At 66.5% G+C, this 20,762-nt stretch carries 20 protein-coding genes; 9 read left to right on the top strand and 11 right to left on the bottom strand.

Features of this window, described 5'->3' with window-relative positions:
- Window positions 1-107 precede the first annotated feature (107 nt).
- The 3 genes from pepN (at window position 108) to M2390_RS05065 (ending at window position 4,393) form a co-directional block, all read left to right on the top strand.
- On the top strand, window positions 108-2,657 hold the full coding sequence (pepN, locus tag M2390_RS05075; protein ID WP_259177464.1) for an aminopeptidase N: 2,550 nt from the start codon (window positions 108-110) through the stop codon (window positions 2,655-2,657).
- A 141-nt stretch (window positions 2,658-2,798) separates the two neighbouring features.
- Complete coding sequence (locus M2390_RS05070) at window positions 2,799-3,917, top strand: mechanosensitive ion channel family protein (protein WP_259177463.1); 1,119 nt, start codon at window positions 2,799-2,801, stop codon at window positions 3,915-3,917.
- A gap of 59 nt (window positions 3,918-3,976) precedes the next feature.
- A complete protein-coding gene (locus tag M2390_RS05065; protein WP_121688898.1) occupies window positions 3,977-4,393 on the top strand; it encodes a globin in 417 nt (138 codons plus the stop codon).
- 46 nt (window positions 4,394-4,439) lie between these two features.
- Here the strand turns inward: M2390_RS05065 and M2390_RS05060 are convergent, their stop codons facing one another.
- Entirely contained in the window at window positions 4,440-5,003 is a 564-nt protein-coding gene (locus M2390_RS05060; RefSeq protein ID WP_259177462.1) for a GNAT family N-acetyltransferase, read from the bottom strand.
- A 107-nt stretch (window positions 5,004-5,110) separates the two neighbouring features.
- A complete protein-coding gene (locus M2390_RS05055) occupies window positions 5,111-5,788 on the bottom strand; it encodes a hypothetical protein (protein ID WP_259177461.1) in 678 nt (225 codons plus the stop codon).
- A gap of 97 nt (window positions 5,789-5,885) precedes the next feature.
- On the opposite strand from M2390_RS05055, the gene M2390_RS05050 reads away from it, so the two are divergent.
- Entirely contained in the window at window positions 5,886-6,758 is an 873-nt protein-coding gene (locus M2390_RS05050; protein WP_259177460.1) for an acyl-CoA thioesterase II, read from the top strand.
- 51 nt (window positions 6,759-6,809) lie between these two features.
- On the opposite strand, the gene M2390_RS05045 is transcribed toward M2390_RS05050, so the two are convergent.
- The 4 genes from M2390_RS05045 to msrA all read right to left on the bottom strand — a co-directional run bounded on the left by M2390_RS05045 (window position 6,810) and on the right by msrA (window position 10,428).
- Window positions 6,810-7,280 (bottom strand): thioesterase family protein, encoded by a 471-nt coding sequence (locus M2390_RS05045; RefSeq protein ID WP_259177459.1) that lies wholly within the window; start codon window positions 7,278-7,280, stop codon window positions 6,810-6,812.
- 73 nt (window positions 7,281-7,353) lie between these two features.
- Window positions 7,354-9,036 carry an energy-dependent translational throttle protein EttA gene (gene ettA / locus M2390_RS05040; RefSeq protein ID WP_121688903.1) on the bottom strand — a complete coding sequence of 561 codons (1,683 nt, stop codon included), beginning with the start codon at window positions 9,034-9,036 and terminating at the stop codon, window positions 7,354-7,356.
- A 103-nt stretch (window positions 9,037-9,139) separates the two neighbouring features.
- The gene (locus M2390_RS05035) at window positions 9,140-9,601 is read right to left on the bottom strand and encodes a DUF6993 domain-containing protein (protein WP_259177779.1); all 462 of its coding nucleotides are present in this window, start codon (window positions 9,599-9,601) and stop codon (window positions 9,140-9,142) included.
- A 299-nt stretch (window positions 9,602-9,900) separates the two neighbouring features.
- Window positions 9,901-10,428 (bottom strand): peptide-methionine (S)-S-oxide reductase MsrA, encoded by a 528-nt coding sequence (msrA, locus tag M2390_RS05030; RefSeq protein ID WP_259177458.1) that lies wholly within the window; start codon window positions 10,426-10,428, stop codon window positions 9,901-9,903.
- 166 nt (window positions 10,429-10,594) lie between these two features.
- Here msrA and M2390_RS05025 point away from each other — a divergent pair, with 166 nt between their 5' ends.
- From M2390_RS05025 to M2390_RS05015, 3 genes are all read left to right on the top strand, one after another.
- Window positions 10,595-10,831: a hypothetical protein gene (locus tag M2390_RS05025; protein ID WP_259177457.1), complete on the top strand. Its 237-nt coding sequence runs from the start codon at window positions 10,595-10,597 to the stop codon at window positions 10,829-10,831.
- Between the two features lie 104 nt (window positions 10,832-10,935).
- Window positions 10,936-11,628, top strand: a complete 693-nt coding sequence (locus tag M2390_RS05020; RefSeq protein ID WP_259177456.1) for a hypothetical protein — start codon at window positions 10,936-10,938, stop codon at window positions 11,626-11,628.
- Between the two features lie 44 nt (window positions 11,629-11,672).
- The gene (locus M2390_RS05015) at window positions 11,673-14,363 is read left to right on the top strand and encodes a tetratricopeptide repeat protein (protein ID WP_259177455.1); all 2,691 of its coding nucleotides are present in this window, start codon (window positions 11,673-11,675) and stop codon (window positions 14,361-14,363) included.
- Here the strand turns inward: M2390_RS05015 and nadE are convergent.
- Entirely contained in the window at window positions 14,360-15,187 is an 828-nt protein-coding gene (gene nadE / locus M2390_RS05010; protein ID WP_259177454.1) for an ammonia-dependent NAD(+) synthetase, read from the bottom strand. The two genes, M2390_RS05015 and nadE, sit on opposite strands and share 4 nt — an antisense overlap.
- A gap of 518 nt (window positions 15,188-15,705) precedes the next feature.
- Here nadE and M2390_RS05005 point away from each other — a divergent pair.
- Entirely contained in the window at window positions 15,706-16,173 is a 468-nt protein-coding gene (locus M2390_RS05005; protein WP_121688910.1) for a MarR family winged helix-turn-helix transcriptional regulator, read from the top strand.
- Entirely contained in the window at window positions 16,170-17,555 is a 1,386-nt protein-coding gene (locus M2390_RS05000) for an MFS transporter (protein ID WP_259177453.1), read from the top strand. Before M2390_RS05005 ends, M2390_RS05000 begins: the two co-directional genes overlap by 4 nt.
- Before the next feature lie 87 nt (window positions 17,556-17,642).
- On the opposite strand, the gene M2390_RS04995 is transcribed toward M2390_RS05000, so the two are convergent.
- From M2390_RS04995 to M2390_RS04980, 4 genes are all read right to left on the bottom strand, one after another.
- The gene (locus M2390_RS04995; protein WP_259177452.1) at window positions 17,643-18,641 is read right to left on the bottom strand and encodes a GlxA family transcriptional regulator; all 999 of its coding nucleotides are present in this window, start codon (window positions 18,639-18,641) and stop codon (window positions 17,643-17,645) included.
- The gene (locus tag M2390_RS04990) at window positions 18,641-18,982 is read right to left on the bottom strand and encodes a multidrug efflux SMR transporter (protein WP_030148788.1); all 342 of its coding nucleotides are present in this window, start codon (window positions 18,980-18,982) and stop codon (window positions 18,641-18,643) included. Before M2390_RS04990 ends, M2390_RS04995 begins: the two co-directional genes overlap by 1 nt.
- Window positions 18,979-19,407 (bottom strand): multidrug efflux SMR transporter, encoded by a 429-nt coding sequence (locus M2390_RS04985; RefSeq protein ID WP_259177451.1) that lies wholly within the window; start codon window positions 19,405-19,407, stop codon window positions 18,979-18,981. The genes M2390_RS04990 and M2390_RS04985 overlap by 4 nt, the downstream gene beginning before the upstream one ends.
- Before the next feature lie 143 nt (window positions 19,408-19,550).
- The gene (locus M2390_RS04980) at window positions 19,551-20,672 is read right to left on the bottom strand and encodes a magnesium and cobalt transport protein CorA (RefSeq protein ID WP_259177450.1); all 1,122 of its coding nucleotides are present in this window, start codon (window positions 20,670-20,672) and stop codon (window positions 19,551-19,553) included.
- Window positions 20,673-20,762: the final 90 nt, after the last annotated feature.

The following is a 20,762-nucleotide window of genomic DNA, read 5'->3' as shown; positions in this document are numbered from 1 at the left end:
TCCACAAGTCGTCACACACCGCGGGCTTTCCACAACCCCGGTATTCCGGGCCGATCACGCGGTACGCTGAATGTTGGACACAATCCCATCCACTGCAAGGAGTGAAATTGCCCGGAGAAAACCTGACCCGGACCGAGGCCGCCGAGCGCGCCTCCATCGTCTCGGTCGAGTCCTACGACATCAACATTGACCTCACCACCGGTGACGAGGTCTTCCGCACCGTGAGCACCGTGACGTTCACCGCGACCCCGGGCAGCTCGACCTTCATCGACGCCGTGACCCGCACCGTACACTCGGTCACCCTGAACGGCACCGCGCTGGACGTGGCCGCCATCAACGATGACAGCCGCATCGCGCTGGCCGGCCTGGCCGAGCACAACGTGCTGGTGGTCGACGCCGACCACGCCTACACCAACACCGGTCAGGGCCTGCACCGCTTCGTCGACCCCGCCGACAACGAGGTTTACCTCTACAGCCAGTTCGAGGTTCCCGACTCCCGCCAGGTCTACGCGGTCTTCGAGCAGCCCGACCTCAAGGCAGCCTTCATCTTCACCGTGACCGCGCCGCTGGCCTGGCAGGTCATCTCCAACTCCCCCACCCCCGATCCTGTGGACAACGGCAACGGGTCGGGCACCTGGAGCTTTGAGCCTACCCCGCGCATCTCCTCGTACATCACCGCCCTGGTGGCCGGTCCGTACCAGGTCTGGCGCTCGGAGCTCACCTCGAGCGATGGCCGCGTGATCCCGCTGGGTGTCTTCGCCCGCGCCTCGATGGCCGAGTACATGGACGCCGACTACATCTTCGACAAGACCCGCGAGGGCTTCACCTTCTTCGAAGACAAGTTCGACGTGCCCTACCCCTTCGCCAAGTACGACCAGATGTTTGTGCCCGAGTACAACATGGGTGCCATGGAAAACGCCGGTGCGGTCACCTTCACCGAGACCTACGTCTTCCGCTCCAAGGTCACCGACGCCATCAAGGAGCGTCGCGTGGTCACCGTACTGCACGAGCTGGCCCACATGTGGTTCGGAGACCTCGTGACCATGCGCTGGTGGAACGACCTGTGGCTGAATGAGTCCTTCGCCGAGTGGGCATCGACCATCGCCACCGCCGAGGCCACCGAGTGGACCGAGGCATGGACCACCTTCGCCGCCATGGAGAAGGCCTGGGCGTACCGTCAGGACCAGCTGCCCTCGACCCACCCGATCGTCGCCGAGATCAACGACCTCAACGACGTGCTGGTGAACTTCGACGGCATCACCTACGCCAAGGGTGGATCGGTACTCAAGCAGCTCGCCGCCTGGGTTGGCATCGACGCGTTCTACGCCGGTGTCTCCGCGTACTTCAAGAAGCACGCCTTCGGCAACACCGTGCTGGCCGACCTGCTGGTTGAGCTGGAAAAGGCCTCGGGCCGCGACCTCTCCGAGTGGTCGACCCTGTGGCTGGAGACCGCCGGCGTCAACACGCTGCGTCCCGAGATTGAGGTTGACGAGGCCGGCGTGATCACCTCGTTCGCGATCCTGCAGAGCGCCGCGGCCGACTACCCCACCATCCGCCCGCACCGCCTGGCCATCGGGTTCTACAACCTGGTCGACGGCAAGCTGGTCCGCGAGAACCGTCTGGAACTCGACGTGGATGGCGAGCGCACCGAGGTGGCCGAGCTGATCGGTCGCACCCGTCCGGACCTCGTCCTGCTGAACGACGACGACCTGGCCTACGCCAAGATTCGTCTGGATGCCGCCTCCCTTGAGGTTGCTACACAGCACCTCGCCGACATCAGTGACCCGCTGGCCCGTGCCCTGGTGTGGAGCAGCGCCTGGGACGCCACGCGCGATGCCGAGACCCCGGCCCGCGACTACGTCGACCTGGTGCTGAACCACATCGCCACCGAGACCGAGTCCACCACCCTGCGCACCACCCTGAACCAGCTGCTGCTCGCGGCCGAGGCCTATGTGGCCGAGGACACCCGCGAGGAGACCCTGGCCAAGGTGGGCGACGGCCTGCTGGCCCTGGCCCGCGGTGCCGAGGCCGGCAGCGACGCCCAGTTCCAGTTCGTGAAGTTCTTCGCCGCCGTCTCCAACACCGACGCTCACCTCGACGTGGTCGCCGCCCTGCTGGACGGGAGCGAGACCCTCGCCGAGCTGACCGTGGACACCGACCTGCGTTGGGAGCTGCTGAGCGCCCTGGCAACCGGTGGTCGCGTGGGTGACGCCGAGATCGACGCCGCCCTGGCCGCCGACAACACCGCCGGTGGAGCCAAGGCCGCCGCTCAGGCTCGCGCCGCCCTGCCGGGTGTCGCCGCCAAGCAGCGCGCCTGGGACAGCGTGGTGGTGGATGACTCCGCCGCCAACGCCATCGTCTCGGCCACCACGCTGGGCTTCCAGCGTCTGCACGATGCCGCCGATCAGGAGCCCTTCCGCACCCTGTACTTCGACGCCATCGCCGACCTGTGGGAAAAGCGTGCCTACCACGTGGCCGAACCGCTGATCTCGGGCCTGTACCCGTCCGCGCTGATCGACTCCGATCTGCGCGACGCCGCCCACGCCTGGCTCGCGGCCAACGCCGAGCGCCCCGCCGCACTGCGCCGGATCGTTCTCGAGGCCGTCGCCGGCACCGAGCGCGCCCTGGCGGCACGCGAGCGCGACGCTCAGGGCTAATCCACGCGACGCTCAGGGCCAATCTACGCGACGCTCAGGGCTAATCTAAAGCCGGTACATTCGGCGGTCGCCACGCGCGACACCACCCGTTAGCGGCGGGCATCCAGGATCTCCCGGGTGCCCGCCGCTACACTTTCAGGCATGGCAACCACACCGGACACCCCCACCACCCCGGACGTCGTCGTACAGAACATCTGGGACACCATCGGCGCCTTCATGCTGAGCCCGCTGGGCAAGCTTGTGCAGGTAGCACTGATCATCGCGGGCGCCATCATCGCATCGTGGATTCTGCGCCTGTTCATCCGCCGGGTGGTCAGCCAGATCGTCAACGGCGTCAAAAAGAACCAGGGAGCCGAGGACACGCAGGCGCTGAGTGTCTCCCCGCTCGCCGCGGTCCGACTGGTCCAGCGCACCCGCACCCTGGGCACCGTGATGAGCAACATCGTCAACGTGGTCGTGGTGATTATCGCTATCGTGATGATCGTCAACGTGATTGACGATAAGCTCATCGGCTCACTCTCCCTGCTCACCGCGGCCCTCGGTGCCGGCCTCGGTTTTGGTGCGCAGAACATCGTCAAGGACGTCTTCAACGGCCTGTTCATGGTGATGGAGGATCAGCTGGGCGTGGGCGACGTGGTGGAGCTTGGCGGCGCCACCACCCTCGCCACCGGCGTAGTGGAGCGGGTGGGAATCCGGGTCACACAGATTCGCGACGTCAACGGCACACTCTGGTTTGTCCGCAACGGCGAGGTCCTCCGAGTGGGAAACACCTCTCAGGGATGGTCCCGCGTGATCGTGGACCTCGCGGTGCCCTACACCTCCGATGTGGTTCACGCCCAGGAGCTGGCGCTGGAAACCGCAAACACGCTCGCCCACACGCCGAAGTGGCGCTCGCGCATCATCGATCGCCCCGAGGTCTGGGGCATCGAGTCGGTGTCGGCCGACGCCCTGGTGGTACGCGTGGTGGTCAAAACCCGCACCGCCGCCAAGGATGATGTCTCCCGCGAGCTGCGCACCCGCCTGTTCCAGGACTTCCGCGAGCAGGAAGTGCCGCTCACTTCGCTCGAGGCCGTGGTCCTGTCCGGCTTCGACAGCGCGGGCAGCGTCCTCGGGGCCAAGCCGCCGCGCACCCGCCCGATCGGAACCGTCAACCAGAGCCTCACCAAGCCGCCGGCGGATGACAAGCCCGCCTCCAAGCGTGCGCCGCGACGCAAGTCCACCGGGGATAACCCGGCGGGGCAGACTCCGCCCACCGAGTAGGCTGGAAGGGCACCCAGGTGCCCGGCCGGATACGTGCCGGAGGATTGAGAAGGAGCGTTATGTCCACCCCCGAGGGTCAGTATCCCAAAAACCTGCTCGGTCGCACCGACTATGAGCGCTTTGGCGGCCGCCCGGCCTTTGAGATCCTGGTGAACGAGTTCTATCGCGGCATCGCCGACGACCCGATCCTCCGCCCGATGTACCCCGAGGAAGATCTGGGGCCGGCGACCGAGCGCATGCTGATGTTCCTGGAGCAGTACTGGGGCGGACCCACCACATACTCCGAGCAGCGCGGTCACCCCCGCCTGCGCATGCGTCACAACGCGTTCAAGGTGAACCCCGCCGCGCGCGACCGCTGGCTGATCCACATGCGCGCCGGGGTCGACAAGATGAACCTCTCCCCCGCCGATGACGCGATCCTCTGGGACTACCTCTCCCGTGCCGCCACCGCGATGGTCAACACGTTCGAGGAGTAACCCAAACGCCACACGACGCGGCGCGCGGCGAGACTCGCTCCCGGGACTAGCGGGCGGAGTGTCCAGCGCGCGCGGCGAAGCGGGTGTAGGTGTCGAGTAGCTCGGGGGTCCGGGCATCGGCCACCGCGGTCTCGGTGCGTTCGAATCCGGCGCGGCGAGCCACGGCCGCCGAAGCAAGGTTGAGCGGATCAATGCGCAGGTATACCTCGTCCAGGCCGACCAGACCCAGCGCGTACTCGCTCAGCGCGATCACCGCGGAGGACGCATAGCCGTGGCCGCGCTGCTCAGCTGCGAGCCAGTAACCGATCTCGGCGGCTCGATGGTCGGCGCGGATACTCACAAAACCGAATGAGCCAAACGGAACGTCCTCCCTCGGGTTCACCAGCGCCAGCGACCCGCCGGCGCCCGACGCCCAATCGCTCGCGGTAATCTCCAAGAAAAAGTCGGCATTCTCGCGGGTGTACGGGGTGGGGATCGTGGTCCAGCGCTGAATCTCCGGGTCCTGGCAGGCGGCGGTCAAGACATCCTCGTCGCCGACGCGCCACGGGCGAAGCCGCAGATCTTCCCGGATCGGAATCGTCGGGGCGCTGGGCGGCAAGGGCAGGTCCATCACCCTATTATCCGAGCAGGCCCGGTGACGGGCAAGCCTCGGGCGGAGATGAGCCGAGGATGTGTCCCGCCGCGACTCGTCACAGCGTGTCGATACCGGCCGCGACACTAGTTCACCAGCAGGCCGCCGCCCGAGCGACGCACCAGGACGTGACCGCGCAGGCTGGTGATTCGGGTCCAGGACCCGGAGGTGAAAATCGCAAGTTCCTCGGCGTCATCGGGTCCCAGGAAACCCAGCGCATCGGCGGCGAAGGCCACGCCGCCGGGAAGGCCCGGGGCGTCCTCAAGGTCGCGTCCCCAGACGCCCATGCGCACCCCGGCCACGATGGGATCCCCGGCATTGGCGGGCAGCGCGGCGGCAATCTCGGCGACCCCGGCGCGGGCACCGGCCCGCAGTACCCCCGCGCTCACGCTTCCGGTGCGCTCCCAGCCCCCGCGCGGCGCGGCGATTCCCGACCAGGAGGCGCGAACCTCGGCGGGAGGCAGGCGCACCTCGTGCAGCGCGGTCCCCAGCGCATCGAGCCGGGCCAACCGTTCCAGAACCGAGGCGGGAGCCACCACGGTGTCAAAGGAGGCGTCCTCGGCCAGCGCAAACGTGCGCAGCCCGAGGATCGTGGGTCCGCTGGACAGGATGCCGCGCGGGACCAAAACCGGGCTGGACACCGCGAGCACTCCCCCGGCGCCCACCAGGCGCACAGCCTCCCGATCCACGCGTCCGGCGCGTTGCACAAACACGCTCAGGTCGGATCGGGTTTCGGAATCGGCCAGGGTAAAGGAGGTATCCATCACACCTCTAAACTATCCGGGACGCCCCGGCATTCCCAACCCGCCGTCGCGAGGCGGCCTAAACTAGAGCCCGTAGGTTTTACCAACAAGGAGTTCTATGTCTGCCCCTCTCGACTCGCTGCTGCACGCGCTGGATCTGACCGATACCGGTGCCCGAACCAGCGAGGACATCTTCACCGGACCCTCGGAGTGGGCCCCCGGCGGACGCGTCTTTGGTGGACAGGTACTCGCACAGTCCGTGGTGGCCGCCGCCCGCACCGTGGCGGATGACCGGTTTGTGCACTCGATGCACGGCTACTTCCTGCGGCCCGGCAACGTCGATCTGCCGATCACCTTCTCGGTGGACCGCATCCACGACGGTCGCTCCTTCAGCACCCGGCGCACCCAGGCCTATCAGGACGGACGCCCGATCTTTTCGATGATCGCCTCGTTCCAGGACGAGGATCCGGGCCTCGAACACCAGGATGAGATGCCCGCGGGCATCCCCGATCCCGAAACGCTGCCCAGCGCCGCCGATATGCTCGCCGGCATCGACAACCCGGTGGCCAAGCAGTGGGCCACCGGCCGCGCCTTCGATATTCGACACATCCCCACGCCGATCTACTTCCAGGTGCCCGAAAAGACCCCGCACCAGGCCGTCTGGATGCGTGTCCTGGGAGACATGCCGGATAACGACCTGCTGCACCGCGCCGCCATCGCCTATGCCAGCGACTATACGATCCTGGAGCCGATCCTGCGCGCCCACGGCATCCCCTGGGCCACCCCGGGCCTGAAGATTGCCAGCCTGGACCACGCGATGTGGTGGCATCGTCCGGCCCGCGCCGACGAGTGGCTGCTGTACGTCCAGGAGTCGATTTCGGCTCGCGGCGGTCGCGGCCTGTCCCGCGGGAAGATCTTTGACCGTGCCGGAAACCTGGTTGCCAGCATCGCCCAGGAGGGCATGGTTCGGGTCCCCGACGCGCGCGACTAGGCTCCACACGCAGAAACGGCCCCGAATAATCGGGGCCGTTTCCGGTTGTGGCTAGCGTTCGCGGAAGACCACCGGGTCCTCCAGCAGCGGCGTCCACGCCTCACGCTGTTCGGCGGGTACCCGCATCGGTCGACCCGAGGCGGCATCCACCAGGACCATCGTGGTCGAGGCGATCGCAAAAACCGTGGCATCCTCGGCGGCGCCGTCCCGCACCTCGTAGTGCACCTCCATCGAGGCACCACCCAGACGCGCCACCCACAGGCGAATGATGATGGGCTTCTGGCGGTAGGACAGCGGTGCCAAATATTCGATCCGCTGCGACCCGATCAGGGTCATGATGCCCGAGCCGGCCTCGGCCGAGATGACCGCCAGATCGGCGGGCAGATCGGATTCCCCGGGCTGCCGGGTCCAGAACACCCGCACGCGGGCCTCCTCCAGCAGGCGGAAAAACTCCACGTTGTTGACGTGGTTGTAGGCGTCCAGGTCCGACCAGCGCAGGGGCAGTGGCACATCAATCTTCATAACAGAACCTCCATCGGGGAATGAAAAACGGCGGCCTGGGCGGGTTTCCCCGCCGCAGACCGCCGAGAATCAGCTAGTCGCGGGTGAGCTTGCGGTACGAGGCGCGCGACGGCTTCGCGGCGTCGGGGCCGAGACGCTCGATCTTGTTCTCCTCGTAGGATTCGAAGTTACCCTCGAACCAGTACCAGGAGGCCGGGTTCTCCTCGGTGCCCTCATACGCGAGAATGTGGGTCGCGATGCGGTCCAGGAACCACCGGTCGTGGGTGATGACCACGGCGCAACCGGGGAACTCCAGCAGGGCGTTCTCGAGGCTCGAGAGGGTTTCCACGTCGAGGTCGTTGGTGGGCTCATCGAGCAGCAGGAGGTTTCCACCCTGCTTCAGGGTCAGCGCCAGGTTCAGACGGTTGCGCTCACCACCGGAGAGCACCCCGGCCTTCTTCTGCTGGTCCGGACCCTTGAATCCGAAGGTCGAGACGTAGGCGCGCGAGGGGATCTCGACGTTGCCCACCTGGATGTAGTCGAGTCCGTCGGACACAACCTCCCACAGGGTCTTCTCCGGGTCGATGCCGCCACGGGACTGGTCAACGTAGCTCAGCTTGACGGTCTCGCCAACCTTGAGCTCGCCGCCATCCAGCGGCTCGATGCCCACGATGGTCTTGAACAGGGTGGTCTTACCCACACCGTTGGGGCCGATGATTCCGACGATACCGTTACGCGGCAGCGAGAAGCTCAGACCGTCGATCAGGGTGCGGTCGCCGAAGCCCTTGTTCAGGTTCTTGGCCTCGAGCACAACCGAGCCCAGACGCGGACCCGCGGGGATCTGAATCTCCTCGAAGTCCAACTTCCGGGTCCGCTCGGCCTCGGCCGCCATCTCCTCGTAGCGAGCCAGACGAGCCTTCGACTTGGTCTGACGACCCTTGGCGTTGGAGCGCACCCACTCGAGTTCCTCGGTCAGGCGCTTGGCCAGCTTGGCGTCCTTCTTGCCCTGGACCTGCAGACGCTCGGCCTTCTTCTCCAGGTAGGTCGAGTAGTTGCCCTCGTAGGGGTACAGGCGACCGCGGTCGACCTCACAGATCCAACCGGCCACGTGGTCGAGGAAGTACCGGTCGTGGGTCACGGCCATGACCGCACCGGGGTACTTGGACAGGTGCTGCTCAAGCCACAGCACGCTCTCGGCGTCGAGGTGGTTGGTGGGCTCATCGAGCAGCAGCAGGTCGGGCTTCTGCAGCAGGAGCTTGCAGAGCGCAACGCGGCGCTTCTCACCACCGGAGAGGTTGGAGATCTCGGCGTCACCGGGCGGGCAACGCAGGGCGTCCATGGCCTGCTCCAGCTGGGAGTCGAGGTCCCAGGCGTCGGCGGCGTCGATGGCCTCCTGCAGCTTGCCCATCTCCTCCAGCAGCGCGTCGAAGTCGGCGTCGGGCTCGGCCATCTCGGCGGAGATCGCGTTGAAGCGGTCTACCTGAACCTTGATTTCACCGAGGCCATCCTGCACGTTCTGCAGCACGGTCTTGGTCTCATCCAGTTCGGGCTCCTGCATGAGGATGCCCACGGTGAAACCGGGGGTGAGCTTTGCGTCACCGTTGCTGGGGGTGTCGAGGCCCGCCATGATCTTCAGGATCGTGGACTTACCGGCACCGTTCGGACCAACCACACCAATCTTCGCTCCGGGGAGGAACGCCATGGTGACGTCGTCGAGAATAACCTTGTCGCCAACCGCCTTGCGGGCGCGGACCATCGAGTAAATGTATTCAGCCATATCGACACCAGTCTAGTGGGGATCGGCGTCCACGTCAGCCCGAAACGACGGCGGGCCGCGCAGGCTTCCCCGGTTCGTCACCCGCCGGCAACGATTCGGAGTGTTACCAGTCGATCGTGCGCGTCTTGCCGATGAGGCAACCGCCGTTGTCCAGCTTGGGCTGCACCGTGGAGTGATAGCCCTGCACCGTGGCACCGAACTGACCCACCAGGCACTGATCCTTCCAGAGGACCGCAAACTCGATGGCGTCCACCGGACGGCCCAGCGTGGTCTTATCCTCGGATACCTGCATCGCCGCCTTATCAAATCCGGCGGCGACCAGACCGTCGATCAGGTCTTTTCCGACGGCCTCGGGTTTGGCCGCGACCGTGGCACGGTTCACCTGGTCGAAGAAGGGCAGGTTTTCCTCGGCGGTACCCTCGGGCTTGAGCTCGGCGGGCACCGCGGGGGCCTCGCTGGTGCCGGAGCTCGCCGTGGCCGACGGCCGAGGGGTGGGGGTTGCCGTACATCCGGCCAGGGCGAGTGCGGCTGCCAGTACCAGTCCAACACGCACGCTCCGGGTCATCTTCACGGGGCCACCATCTCTCTCTTGGAAAATTCTCACGACGCACGGGGTGGGTCCCGGCACGCGTGCCTCCGATTGTACGCATGAACGATGAAAACACGGGCGCACCGGGCCGCTACTGTGCGTCCCCACGGCCAATCGGATGCCCCCGCGAGACCAGGTGTGTGCCGGATGGGTAGGGAGCCTCGCGGGAGCAACCGTTTTCAGTCTTGGCGAAGGCGGGTCAAAAAACCACGACGCGGCCACGGTTGGGGATAACCCCAATCATGGCCGCGCCTGGGGATAACCCCGGTGGCTCGCTAGCTGACGATGTACTCGGCGAAGCGGCGACGTACCTTATTAACCTTGGGTACGGCCACCGCCAGGCAGTATCCCTGGCCCGGGTTCTTGGCGAAGAAGTCCTGGTGGTAGTCCTCGGCGTCGAAGAACTCCCCCAGCGGCGAAATCTCGGTCACCACCTCACCGTCCCAAATATCGGCGGCACGTTCCCGGGCGGCCTCAAACAGCTCGCGCTGGGCCTCATCGGTGTAGAACATTGCCGAGCGGTACTGGGTGCCCACATCGTTGCCCTGACGGTTGAGCTGACGCGGGTCATGCAGGGTGAAGAACGCATCCAGGATGATGTCCGCGGGAATCACGCTCTCGTCAAACACCACCCGAACCACCTCGGCGTGACCGGTATGCCCGGTGCAGACGGCCTCATAGCTGGGGTTGGGGGTTGTGCCGCCGGTGTACCCGGACACCACCTCGCTCACGCCATCCAGGGTGCGATAGACCGCGTCCAGACACCAGAAGCATCCGCCGGCCAAAACAAAACTCGTGGTCATGATTTCAGTCCTTTCCCTACCCGCCCGCGGGCACGTATTCTCTGCGACTATAACCCGCACCGGGGCCCGCGCATTCCAGACGTGATGCATTCACGGCCTTTCACCGGATTCGCGCCCCGGGTTCGGGCGTGTCCCGGTGTCGGTGGGTGGACGTACCGTCATTCACATGACAACTCCGACGCTCATCCAGGCCCACGGAGGCCTGCGCCTGCACCCGGTACGCCCCGCCCTGTGGCGCGTCATCGCGCGCGATGACCGCATCGTGGGCCATCTTGAAGCCCGGGACACCCCCGAGGGCGAGGTCTTTGTGGCCAAGCGCTTCAGCCCCCTAGCGGGGTCCTTCACTCCGCTCGGGGAGTTCTGGTCCGCGGATGACGCGGTCGACTGCCTGCGCTGCGCCTAACAAACGGCCCCGACGCGTGCTTGGGTGGGAAATTCCCGCAAAATTTCGCGACACGGTGGCCGCGGCACGGCCCGAGCGACAAGATCGCGGGTAGGGTGCGAACTATGGACACCTGGCACGACTTTATCTCCTGGATTGGCTCGGACGCAGCCCACCCGACCCTGTTCTCCGCCGCCGTCACCGCGGTCGCCATTCTGGTGTCGGTGATTGTCTCCGGCCTGATCGTGCGCGGGGCCATCCGTGCGCTGATCAATCGCCGCGACCGCGACGCAAAAACCGCGGCCATCGCGGCCCTGGTGGATGCCTCCACCGAGGCCGCCGTGTGGGCTTCGCTCACCCCGCAGGAACAGGTCCTCGCCGACCGTGCCGTAGGTCAGGCAGACATCACCCTGCGCCTGCTTCCCGTCTACGGGTCGGCCCTGGCGGCCAACTGGTCCGCACATCAGCTGGCCGAACTCAAGCGCAACTCCTCGGCCTTCGGCTTCCAGCTGGATCCGGTGGTGGCCGAGTTCCGTGACCGCCTGATCGAGTGGCAGAACAAGCCGCGTCGCGCCAAGAAGGTCTTCGAGGAAGACCTGCTGCGCTGGCGCACCGACGTCACCGAAAACCCGCGGGTGTCCCCCTCCTCCGACGCCTGGGTCGCCGCGCCCGCGGCCTCCGAGAGCGCGGCCTCCGAGGGCGCGGTGCTCGGTGCCGACACCCGTACCCAGCAGCTGATCGACGATGTTGCGGCTATCGATCCCTCGGCACGCGCCGCCAGCACCGACCCCGAGCGCAATACCCCGCACCCGCTCTAATCCGCTCGGAGTAGGCTAGGCGCACATCCCGCGAAAGGCCTCCGATGAGTTTTGATTCTCGAGAAGAACTCCTTCAGCTCCTGCGCAGCGAGGGGACCGTTCGCGCACTTGAGATTCTGGACGAACATATTGCGACCGCCTCGCTGAGCGCGGCGGGTTCGGCCGAGGCCACCCGTGCGTTAGCGGCAAAGGCCGCGCTGCTCTATATGATCGACCGCGATGATGAGGCCGCCGATCTGTGGGCACAGGTTTCCCGGCAGTGGAGCGTGCTCAATGGTGCCGACTCCGCCGAATCCCTGGGTGCCCGGGTCGAATGGGTCCTGGCGACCGCCTTTTCGGGCGAGCAGGACGCGGCCCTCACCGAGAGCACGCGTCTGCTTGCGGACATCGAGGCGGTCGCCGGTGAGGATGCGGTTGAGGCATTCCGGGTGCGCGAAATTCGGGTGCGGCTGACCGCCGATCTCACCCGCTATCCGCAGGCCCTGGAGATGGCCCACGACCTACGAGATCGGCGCCTCTCGGCCCTGGGGCCCCTACATCCAGACACCGTTCGTTCGCACCGCATCGTGGCCGGAATCGCCAGCACCTCGGGCGACTACGAGGCGGCCCTGGAGTCCTATCGCGCGGCTCTGATCGCACTGGAACAGTCCGATGGACCGCGAGCGGTCACGACCCTGGATGTCCGCGAGGATGTGGCGTATCTGCTGGGGCTCCTGGGGCGCTATGGAGACGCCGAGATCGCCTATACCGATCTGCTGGATGATCTTCGCACCCACCCGCATCCCGACCTGCTGGGCACAATCCTGCGTCGACGCATCGTGATCACCGAACGCGGCGAGCTGGAGGGGGCACTCACCGGCGACACCCTCGATGAGGTCTTCACCTCCTCGATCGAACGCCTCACCACGGAGGCGGGTGCGGGCGATGAGGCCGTGATCCTGATGCGGCAGCGCTGGGCTGCACGTCTGATCGATACGCTGCGTCACGCACGCGCCCTCGAGGAGTATCGACGCCTGGACGATCTGATTTCCCAGGAGGGCACCCCCGACGACATCCTGGAAAATCGCGACCGGATTGCCTTCACCCTGCGTACGCTGGGTGCCACCGATGAGGCCATCGCCACCTTCCAGGCTGCACTGGATATCCCCGAAATCACCCCGGCATCTCGCGACGTGGTGCGTCGCCGACTCGCCATGACCCTGACCGATGTGGGCCGGGATGACGAAGCCATCTCGATTCTGCGTGAGTTGAGCACCCCGGAGGATCCGGCCAGTCAGAATGATCTGGCGGTCGCCTATATTCGCGCGGATCGCTACATTGAGGCGCAGCGTCTCCTGGAACCGCTGCGCGCCCAGGCACTGACCGAAAACACTCCGGGAAATCGACGGGTGCTGGGTAACCTGGCCCTCATCGCCTGCGAACTGGATCAGCATGACCGCGCCCGAAACGAGTGGATCCAACTCCTGCGCAACCAGATGGCGGACATCGACGTGACCGACGAGGCTCGCCGCCAACGCACGGCCGATGCGGACCCCGATATTCTCACCACCCGCCACAACCTGGCTCGTGAACACGAACATCTCGGCGACTACGACCTGGCCATCACCGAGCTCGATCGTTTGATCGAAGCCCGGATCGCGGCGCAGGGACCCGATAGCACCGAGGCGCTCTCCTCGCGCAGCGCACGTGCCTGGACGGCGTATCGCGCCGGGCATCTGGAGGATGCGGCCGAACGCTTCCGCGCCCTCCTGGCCGACCGCACCCGCGTGTTCGGCCCCGAGGATCCGCGCACCCTGGATACGGTGGACAACCTGGCCGATGTGGAGCGAGCACGGGGTAACACCGAGGCCTCCAGCGCGGTGGTCGCCGAGTCCCTTGCCTCGCTGGGTGAGGGGGCTGCCGGGCTCTCCGGTGCGCGCATCTCGCTGCGGCGGGCGATCCTGCTGGCCGATCAGCGTCGCTTTGCCGACGCCCTGGTCGCCTTCCGTCAGGCAGCCGACACGTTTAGCGAGGTGGCGGGACCCACCCATCCGGAAACCCTTCAGGCCCGCCGCGGCGTGGCCGATGCCGTGTTCCGTATCGGCTCACCCGCCGAGGCCGTGGCCGCCTATCGTGAGGTGATTCCGTACCTGGATCCCGATGCCGACCCGCTCGGGTTTGCGATGCTGCAGGGCCGCCTCGCCCAGGGCCTCTTCCAGAATGGAGACATCGAGCAGAGCATGGTCGAGCAGCGGGCGGCGATCGCCCGCGCGACCGCGTTTGCGCCCGATTCCGCCGACGCGCTGGGACTGCGCTCACGGCTTGGACGCCGACTCACGATTCTGGGTCGGCATGAGGAGGCCGAGGCGATCTACCGGGCGGTGGCGCGAGATCGCGCACGCGTCCTGGGTCCGACCCACCGCGACACCCTGGATTCGCGCAGCGATGTGGCCGAGGCGTTGCTCGCGCGCAGACGGTACTGGGCAGCCAGCCGGGCGTTCAAGACGTTGGTACCGGTCATGCAGCGCGAGCTGGGAGTCGATGACCGCGACACTGCGCGTGCTCGTTCCAAGCATGCCGAGGCGCTCAAGCCCCTGCTGCGGCGGGTCTTTGGTGTCCTGATCCTGCTGGTTGTGGTCGCCGTGCTGGTGCTGATCGCCCTTCTCCCCTGGGGAAATCTGGCGGCCGAGACGCCGACGATGGCCCCCGCGAGTATGCTCGCGGAGGCCATCGGAGACGTGGGTTTCGGGGGTTAGCCGGCGACCCACCAGGTGTCATCCGGGGTGACCGGAAGCGCACGCTTGTGGCGGGTCAGCAGGAAGCGCGCCTCGAGGGCGGCGGCCACATCGGCGTCCACCTCGTGCCCCTCCAGGTAGTCGTCGATTTCCGCGTAGCGCACACCGAGGCTGGACTCGTCGGTCTGTCCGGGGACCTCGTCCAGGAGATCGGCGGTGGGCGCCTTCTCGTAGAGGCGAGCCGGGGCGTCCAGCTCGCGCAGCAGGGCCGCACCCTGACGCTTGCTCAGACCCGAGAGCGGCAGCACATCGGCCCCGCCGTCACCAAACTTGGTATAGAAACCGGTGATGGCCTCGGCAGCGTGGTCGGTGCCCACCACCAGGTACCCGTCGGCCCCGCCCACGGCGTACTGGGCGATCATGCGCACGCGGGCCTTGATATTGCCCTTGTTGAAGTCGGAGAGCGGCTCCTCGGTGCCCTCGCGGAAGGCATCGGCGACCCCGTCCACTCCCCCACGAATGTTCAGGACCACCGAACGGTCGGGACGAATGAACTCCAGCGCGAGCTGCGCGTCATCCTCATCGTGCTGCACGCCGTAGGGCAGACGCATCGCGGTGAAGTGGGCATCCACTCCCTCGGCCCGCAGTTTTTCTACGGCCAGCTGGGACAGGCGACCGGCGAGGGAGGAATCCTGCCCGCCGCTGATGCCCAGCACGAGGCCACGAGCCCCGGTGCTGCGCAGGTAGTTGGCGAGGAAATCCACCCGGCGGGTGATTTCTTCGGCCGCATTGATTGTGGGCCGAACCCCAAGTTCGGAGATGATCTGTTGCTGTAGCTCACTCATGTTTCTAATCTACCCCCGGTTGGGCTCACCACGGTCATCAATGTTTCGTGGCGTGAAATCCTCGTGACTGGCGACCCCGTAGAGGTGCGCGGCGGCACACACATGCCCCCTCACCTGGCGCAGCAGCGCATGGCGCGAATCGGGAAGGCAGGTGGGATCAACGGCGATATTCAGCGCAAAAAGGTGGAATCCGTAGCGGTGTTCGCCGTGGCCGGGAAGCGGACGTATCGTGGGGCGCGCCGTGCCAGGACAGCGCGGGTGACACGTTATCCCCCACCCCGGTTCCGGCGTGGCGCTGGGGAATGCGCACGCCGTCGATGAACGCGGAACTGGTCAGCGTGAACGTGTTGGGGTGTGCAGGGCGGGATCGTGAATGATGCTTCGAGATTCGGATGCGCGAACTCCGCGCAGCAGGGAACCGAGGAATGGTGGGGTCATGAGGTCTCCTTTGGACCTCCCCAACCCATAACTCGACAGGTAAACTTGCAAGATTGCCTGTCGAAGTCTAGGCTGAAACCATGGCCCCCACGATGAACACCCCCGATCCCGATCCGCAGTCCCTGGAAACCGCCCAGCGATTCCGGCTCAATGTCGACCGTCTGCGCCGCACCCTGCGCCGAATCGAAACGGTCGAGGGTCTGGGACGCACGCACGAGGCGGTCCTGAGCCTGCTCTTTCGGCACGGCCCGCTGAGCATCGCGGATCTGGCCCGGCGCGAGCAGATGCGCCCACAGTCAATGGGCAGCGTGGTGGGCGACCTGGTGACCCGCGAGCTGGTCGACAAGGCCCCCGATCCCACCGACGGCCGCCGCGACCTGATCCGGTTGACCGAGGCCGGGCAGCGTGTCCTGGACACCGTCAACCGGGTGCGCGATCGTGATCTGGCCCTGCTCATGGATACCGACCTGAGCGCCGAGGAGCGTCAAACCCTGCGCGCCGGCGTCGAGCTGATGGAACGGGTCGCCTTTGGTCTTGATCGCAAATGAGCGCGGTCATCACTCGGGCCGAATCCATCGGGTTTGGCCCCAAATTTGCGATCCCGATTCTGATCGGTCCCGCCCTCAACCCGATCAACACCACGATGATCGCGGTCGCGCTGACCCCGATCGCCCACGCCGTGAACGTCTCGGCAGCCACGGTGATCTGGCTGGTTGCCGGCCTCTACCTGGTGAGCGCCGTGAGCCAGCCGGCGATGGGCAAGCTGGCCGACACGTTTGGGCCGCGCCGGGTGTATCTCACCGGACTGGCGATCGTCGCCGCCGCGGGCATCATCCCGACCCTGCTGCCCACCTTCGGCGGCGTGCTGCTGGCACGGCTGCTGCTCGGGCTGGGCACCTCGGCCGCGTATCCCTCGGCGATGACGCTAATTTCCGATCAGTCGGCCCGGCTCGAAAAACCCACCCCGCAGGTGCTGCTTTCGGGGCTGTCGATTTCCAGCCTGGTGACCTCCTCGATCGGCCCGGTGCTGGGTGGGGTGCTCATCCATGCGTTCGGCTGGCAGTCGATCTTCCTGGTGAACATTCCGCTCGCGCTGATCGCGTTTGTGCTGGCCTGGCTGTGGCTCCCCGGCGACAAGACCCGGGTGCGCGGTGCCCGCACGGTGTCGGCCTGGAAGGCGATTGACCCGCCGGGACTGCTGCTGTTTGCCATCACCGTGGTCGCACTGCTGATGTTCCTGCTGGACCTCAGCTCGGGACTCTACTGGCTCCTGCCGATCGCTGCGGTGGCGCTGGGCACGCTGATCTGGCGGGAGTACCGCGCGCAGGTTCCCTTTATCGATGTGCGCATGCTGGTCCACAACGGCCCGCTGGCCCGGACCTACCTGCGCCTGATGCTGGTGTTCACCGGCTCCTACCTGGTGGTGTACGCGATGAGCCAGTGGCTGCAGACGGATGTGGGACTGGCACCCTCCACCGCGGGGCTCTATCAGATCCCCACCGCGATTGTTGCGGGCATCTGCTCGGTTCTGGTCGCCCGCGCCAAGCGCATCCGGGGCCCGCTGATCATTGCCGCCGCCGCACCGATGGTGGGTGGTCTGCTGCTCTCCAGCATTTCCTCGGGTGATCCCACCATCTACATCCTGGTGGTGCTCGCGGTGTTTGGCCTGCCGCAGGGTCTCGCCTCGATTTCCAACCAGGCGGCGCTCTACCGCCAGGCACCCGCGGGACAAATCGGTGTGGCCGCCGGGCTGTCTCGGACATCGGTTCAGTTGGGCGCGATTGTCGCCTCAAGCATCATCGGCATCGTCTACGGACAGGCCCCGAGCGATGCGGGCCTCAACACCATCGGGTGGATCGTGGCCGGGTTGACCGCCTCTGCGCTGGTCCTCACCGTCCTGGATCGCTCACTGCGCTCCCCCAAGAAGTAGCCGCGGCCGCCCGGCCCGTCACGCAGACGTAGCCGCGGCGTGCCCGGCTCGCCAGGTATGCCTCGCCGCTGGGCGAGGCATACGTGTTTAAACGCGAGACCTAAACGCGCCTCGGTAGGCGGCCGGGGAGGTGTGCAGGCGCTCGGCAAAGGCCTGACGCAGGCTGGTCGCCGTGCCGAAGCCGCTCTGCCGGGCGACCTCGTCGATCCCGAGGTCCGTCCCCTCGAGCAGCTGCTGGGCGCGACGCACACGTTCGAGCCGCAGCCAGTGGCTGGGGGTCAACGCGTACTCGCGGTCGAAGCGACGAATCAGGGTGCGCACGCTCACGTGGGCGCGGTCGGCAAGGTCGCCCACGCCGATGCGACGATCCAGGTTGGTGCGCGCCCACTCGATCACCGGCCATAGGCTCTCATCGCTGCATTCGGGGACCGGGATCGGCACAAACTGTGCCTGGTCGGCGGCCCGATGCGGGTTCATCACCAGCGTCCGGGCCAGCTCATTGGCAACCGTGCCGCCGTGATCGCGGCGCACAATTTCGATACACAGGTCGATTGCGGCGGCCGTTCCCGCCGAGGTGAAGACGCGATCATGGGACGTGTAGAGCACCGCCGGGTCCACACTCACCCGCGGATACCGCTGGCTCAACGCATCGGCGTAGCGCCAGTGGGTGGTGGCGATTTGATCGTCCAAGAGTCCGGCCGCGGCCAGGGTGAACGCCCCGGTGCAGAGTCCCACAATCCGCGCGCCGCGAGCATGGGCGCGCCGAATGGCCTCGATCAGGGCCGCCGGAGGTGGTTCCTCTAGATTTTCACCGGCGGGGATAACCAGCGTATCCGAGCCTTCAAAGCCCGCAACATCACCGCGTCCGGGGAGAAACAGCCCCCCGGCCACCTCGACGCCCGCCTCGTGACCAAACGCGTAGGCGGTCACCACATAGGGTGCTCGCCCGTCCACCCGTACCTCGCCAAACACCTCGTCGGGGATCGCCAGATCAAATAGCGCCACCCCCGGCGGCACCGCCACCGCAACCCGATGGGGTGCGGCGGCGGTGCCGAGTTCGCGTGCGAGACTCTCGGGAGTGCGCACTAGCCGAGCGCCGCGTGGGCGGTGGCCGAACCCACCTCAACCAGGACCACGCCCCCGATAATCAGCAAAATGCCCAGCGACATCAGCGCGGTCAGTGGCTCCTTGAACAGGTACTTGGCGAGCACCGCGGTGATCGCCACTCCGCTGGCGGCCCAGATTCCGTACCCGACGCCGAGGGGCATGCCCGAGCTCAGCGAACCGGCGAACAGGGAGAAGGCGGCCAGGTATCCGCCGACGGTCAGGATGTACCAGCGACGACTCCCGTCCACGGCCGCGCGCAGCGAAGCGGTGGCCGCCACCTCGCTGCCCACGGCGAGCGCCAGCAGGATCGCGGCAATCATGCGGGGGCCTCGGTGGGTGCCTCGGCGGAGGTTGTGACGGCAGCGGCGGCCGTTGCGGTGGCTGCGGCCGTTGCGGCAGCGGCGGCCCGCTCGGCGGCACCGTGGGCGCGCTGGGATCCCAACTCCACCACCAGGACTCCGGCGATGATGAGGATCAGCCCGCCGATCATCAGCGGGGTCAGTGGTTCACCAAAGAACAGCACGGAGGCCAGCGCGGTCAGCGCGACGCCGGTGGCACCCCAGATGCCATAGGCCACACCGAGGCCCAGGCCCAGGCGCAGCACGCAGGAGAGAAGGTAGAAGGATGCGACGTATCCGAGGACCACGAGCGGGTACCAGATCGGATGCGTTTGAGCGGCTTTGAGGCTGACCGAGGCGGTGACCTCGGTCAAGATTGCGGCCAGAAGCAGCAGCCAGGTTTTCATATGTGTGTGACTCCGTGAATAGGCGTTCGGCCACATGCCGAACATCCCTAGTTCACCGTACCTCCCGGACCCCCACAATTGGCACGCGTGTCACGATACGAAAGATTCACGCCACCGCCGCGTGTGCGTCATCTGGGGCGGCGCTACATCCACTTTTTGTACTTGAATACGCCGTACAGCGCCAAGCCGAACGCCACCATCGATCCCAGCGCCAGCGGGTATCCAAACGCCCAGTGCAGCTCGGGCATATGGTCAAAGTTCATCCCGTAGATCGCCCCGATCAGCGTGGGGGCGAATAGGATCGCCGCCCAGCCGGAGATCTTTTTCATGTCCTCGTTTTGCCGCTGGGCCACCAGGGTCGAGTTGACGCTGAGGATCTGCGACAGCGCATCGCGCAGCTCGGACACCCGGGTGCTGGCATGGGCGAGATGGTCGGACACATCCTGGAGGTAGGCCTGAAGCGGACCGGGCACCGCGTAGCGATCGAATCCCTGGCGCAGTGCGACCAGCACGTCTGCCATCGAGGAGGTGGTGTGCTGCAGGTCGATGACCTCCTGGCTCAGCCGGTAGATGCGTTCGGCCACGGCCGGGTCGCCGCTGAACACCTGACGCTCGATCTGTTCCTTATCGATCAGCAGGCCGCGCAGCACCGGCGTATACCCGTCCACGATCGCATCCAGCAGGCGGTAGGCCACGGCTTCGGGCCCGAGGTTCAGCAGGTGCTCATCATCCAGCAGGGTGCGGCCGCCACGATCGGCAATGTCCGCCGGATCCCCGGCGATGGTGGCCTCGTCGGTGCCGTCGATCCAGCGGCGATCCTGGCAGAGCACGGCAATCGCATGCGGACGCACCAGCACGTGGAACTCGGAGAAGTCCACATCCTCGGCGGCATCGTCATAGCGGGCCGAGCGCAGCACCATAAACAGGACGTTCCCGTAGCGCTCCAGCTTGGGACGCTGCTTGGCGTGCTGTAAATCCTCGACCAGCAGCGGATGCAGGTCCCAGGCGGCCGCCAGTTCCTCCACATCCTCGGGTGTGGGGGCGGGGAACAGGCTCAGTGCGATCCGGTTCGGGGCCGCATCGGCGAATTCCAGCGACTCGGCCACCGAGACGTTTTCCGGCGAGGGACGCAGGCTCCCGTCGATTACATACCGGGTGCGCAGGGTGGACCCACCGCCCGCCGATGGAGTCGGTGCAGCGGCCTCCCGCCGGTGAAAGAGCGGGTTTCGGCGCCGAACGGGCTCGTCATGATCGCGTTTGGGCATCCGTCTGTCCTCGTCGTCGCAGTGGTTCTTGGGGCTCAGTTCAGCTTAGCGGGGCCGGAGTCATTCGGTCCGCGAGTGCCCGTGCCCCGA

Source organism: Mycetocola sp. BIGb0189 (assembly GCF_024810155.1).
Classification (GTDB): Bacteria; Actinomycetota; Actinomycetes; order Actinomycetales; family Microbacteriaceae; genus Mycetocola; species Mycetocola lacteus.
The sequence above is the reverse complement of the archived record's forward strand: the minus strand, read 5'-3'. Positions and strand labels throughout refer to the sequence as shown.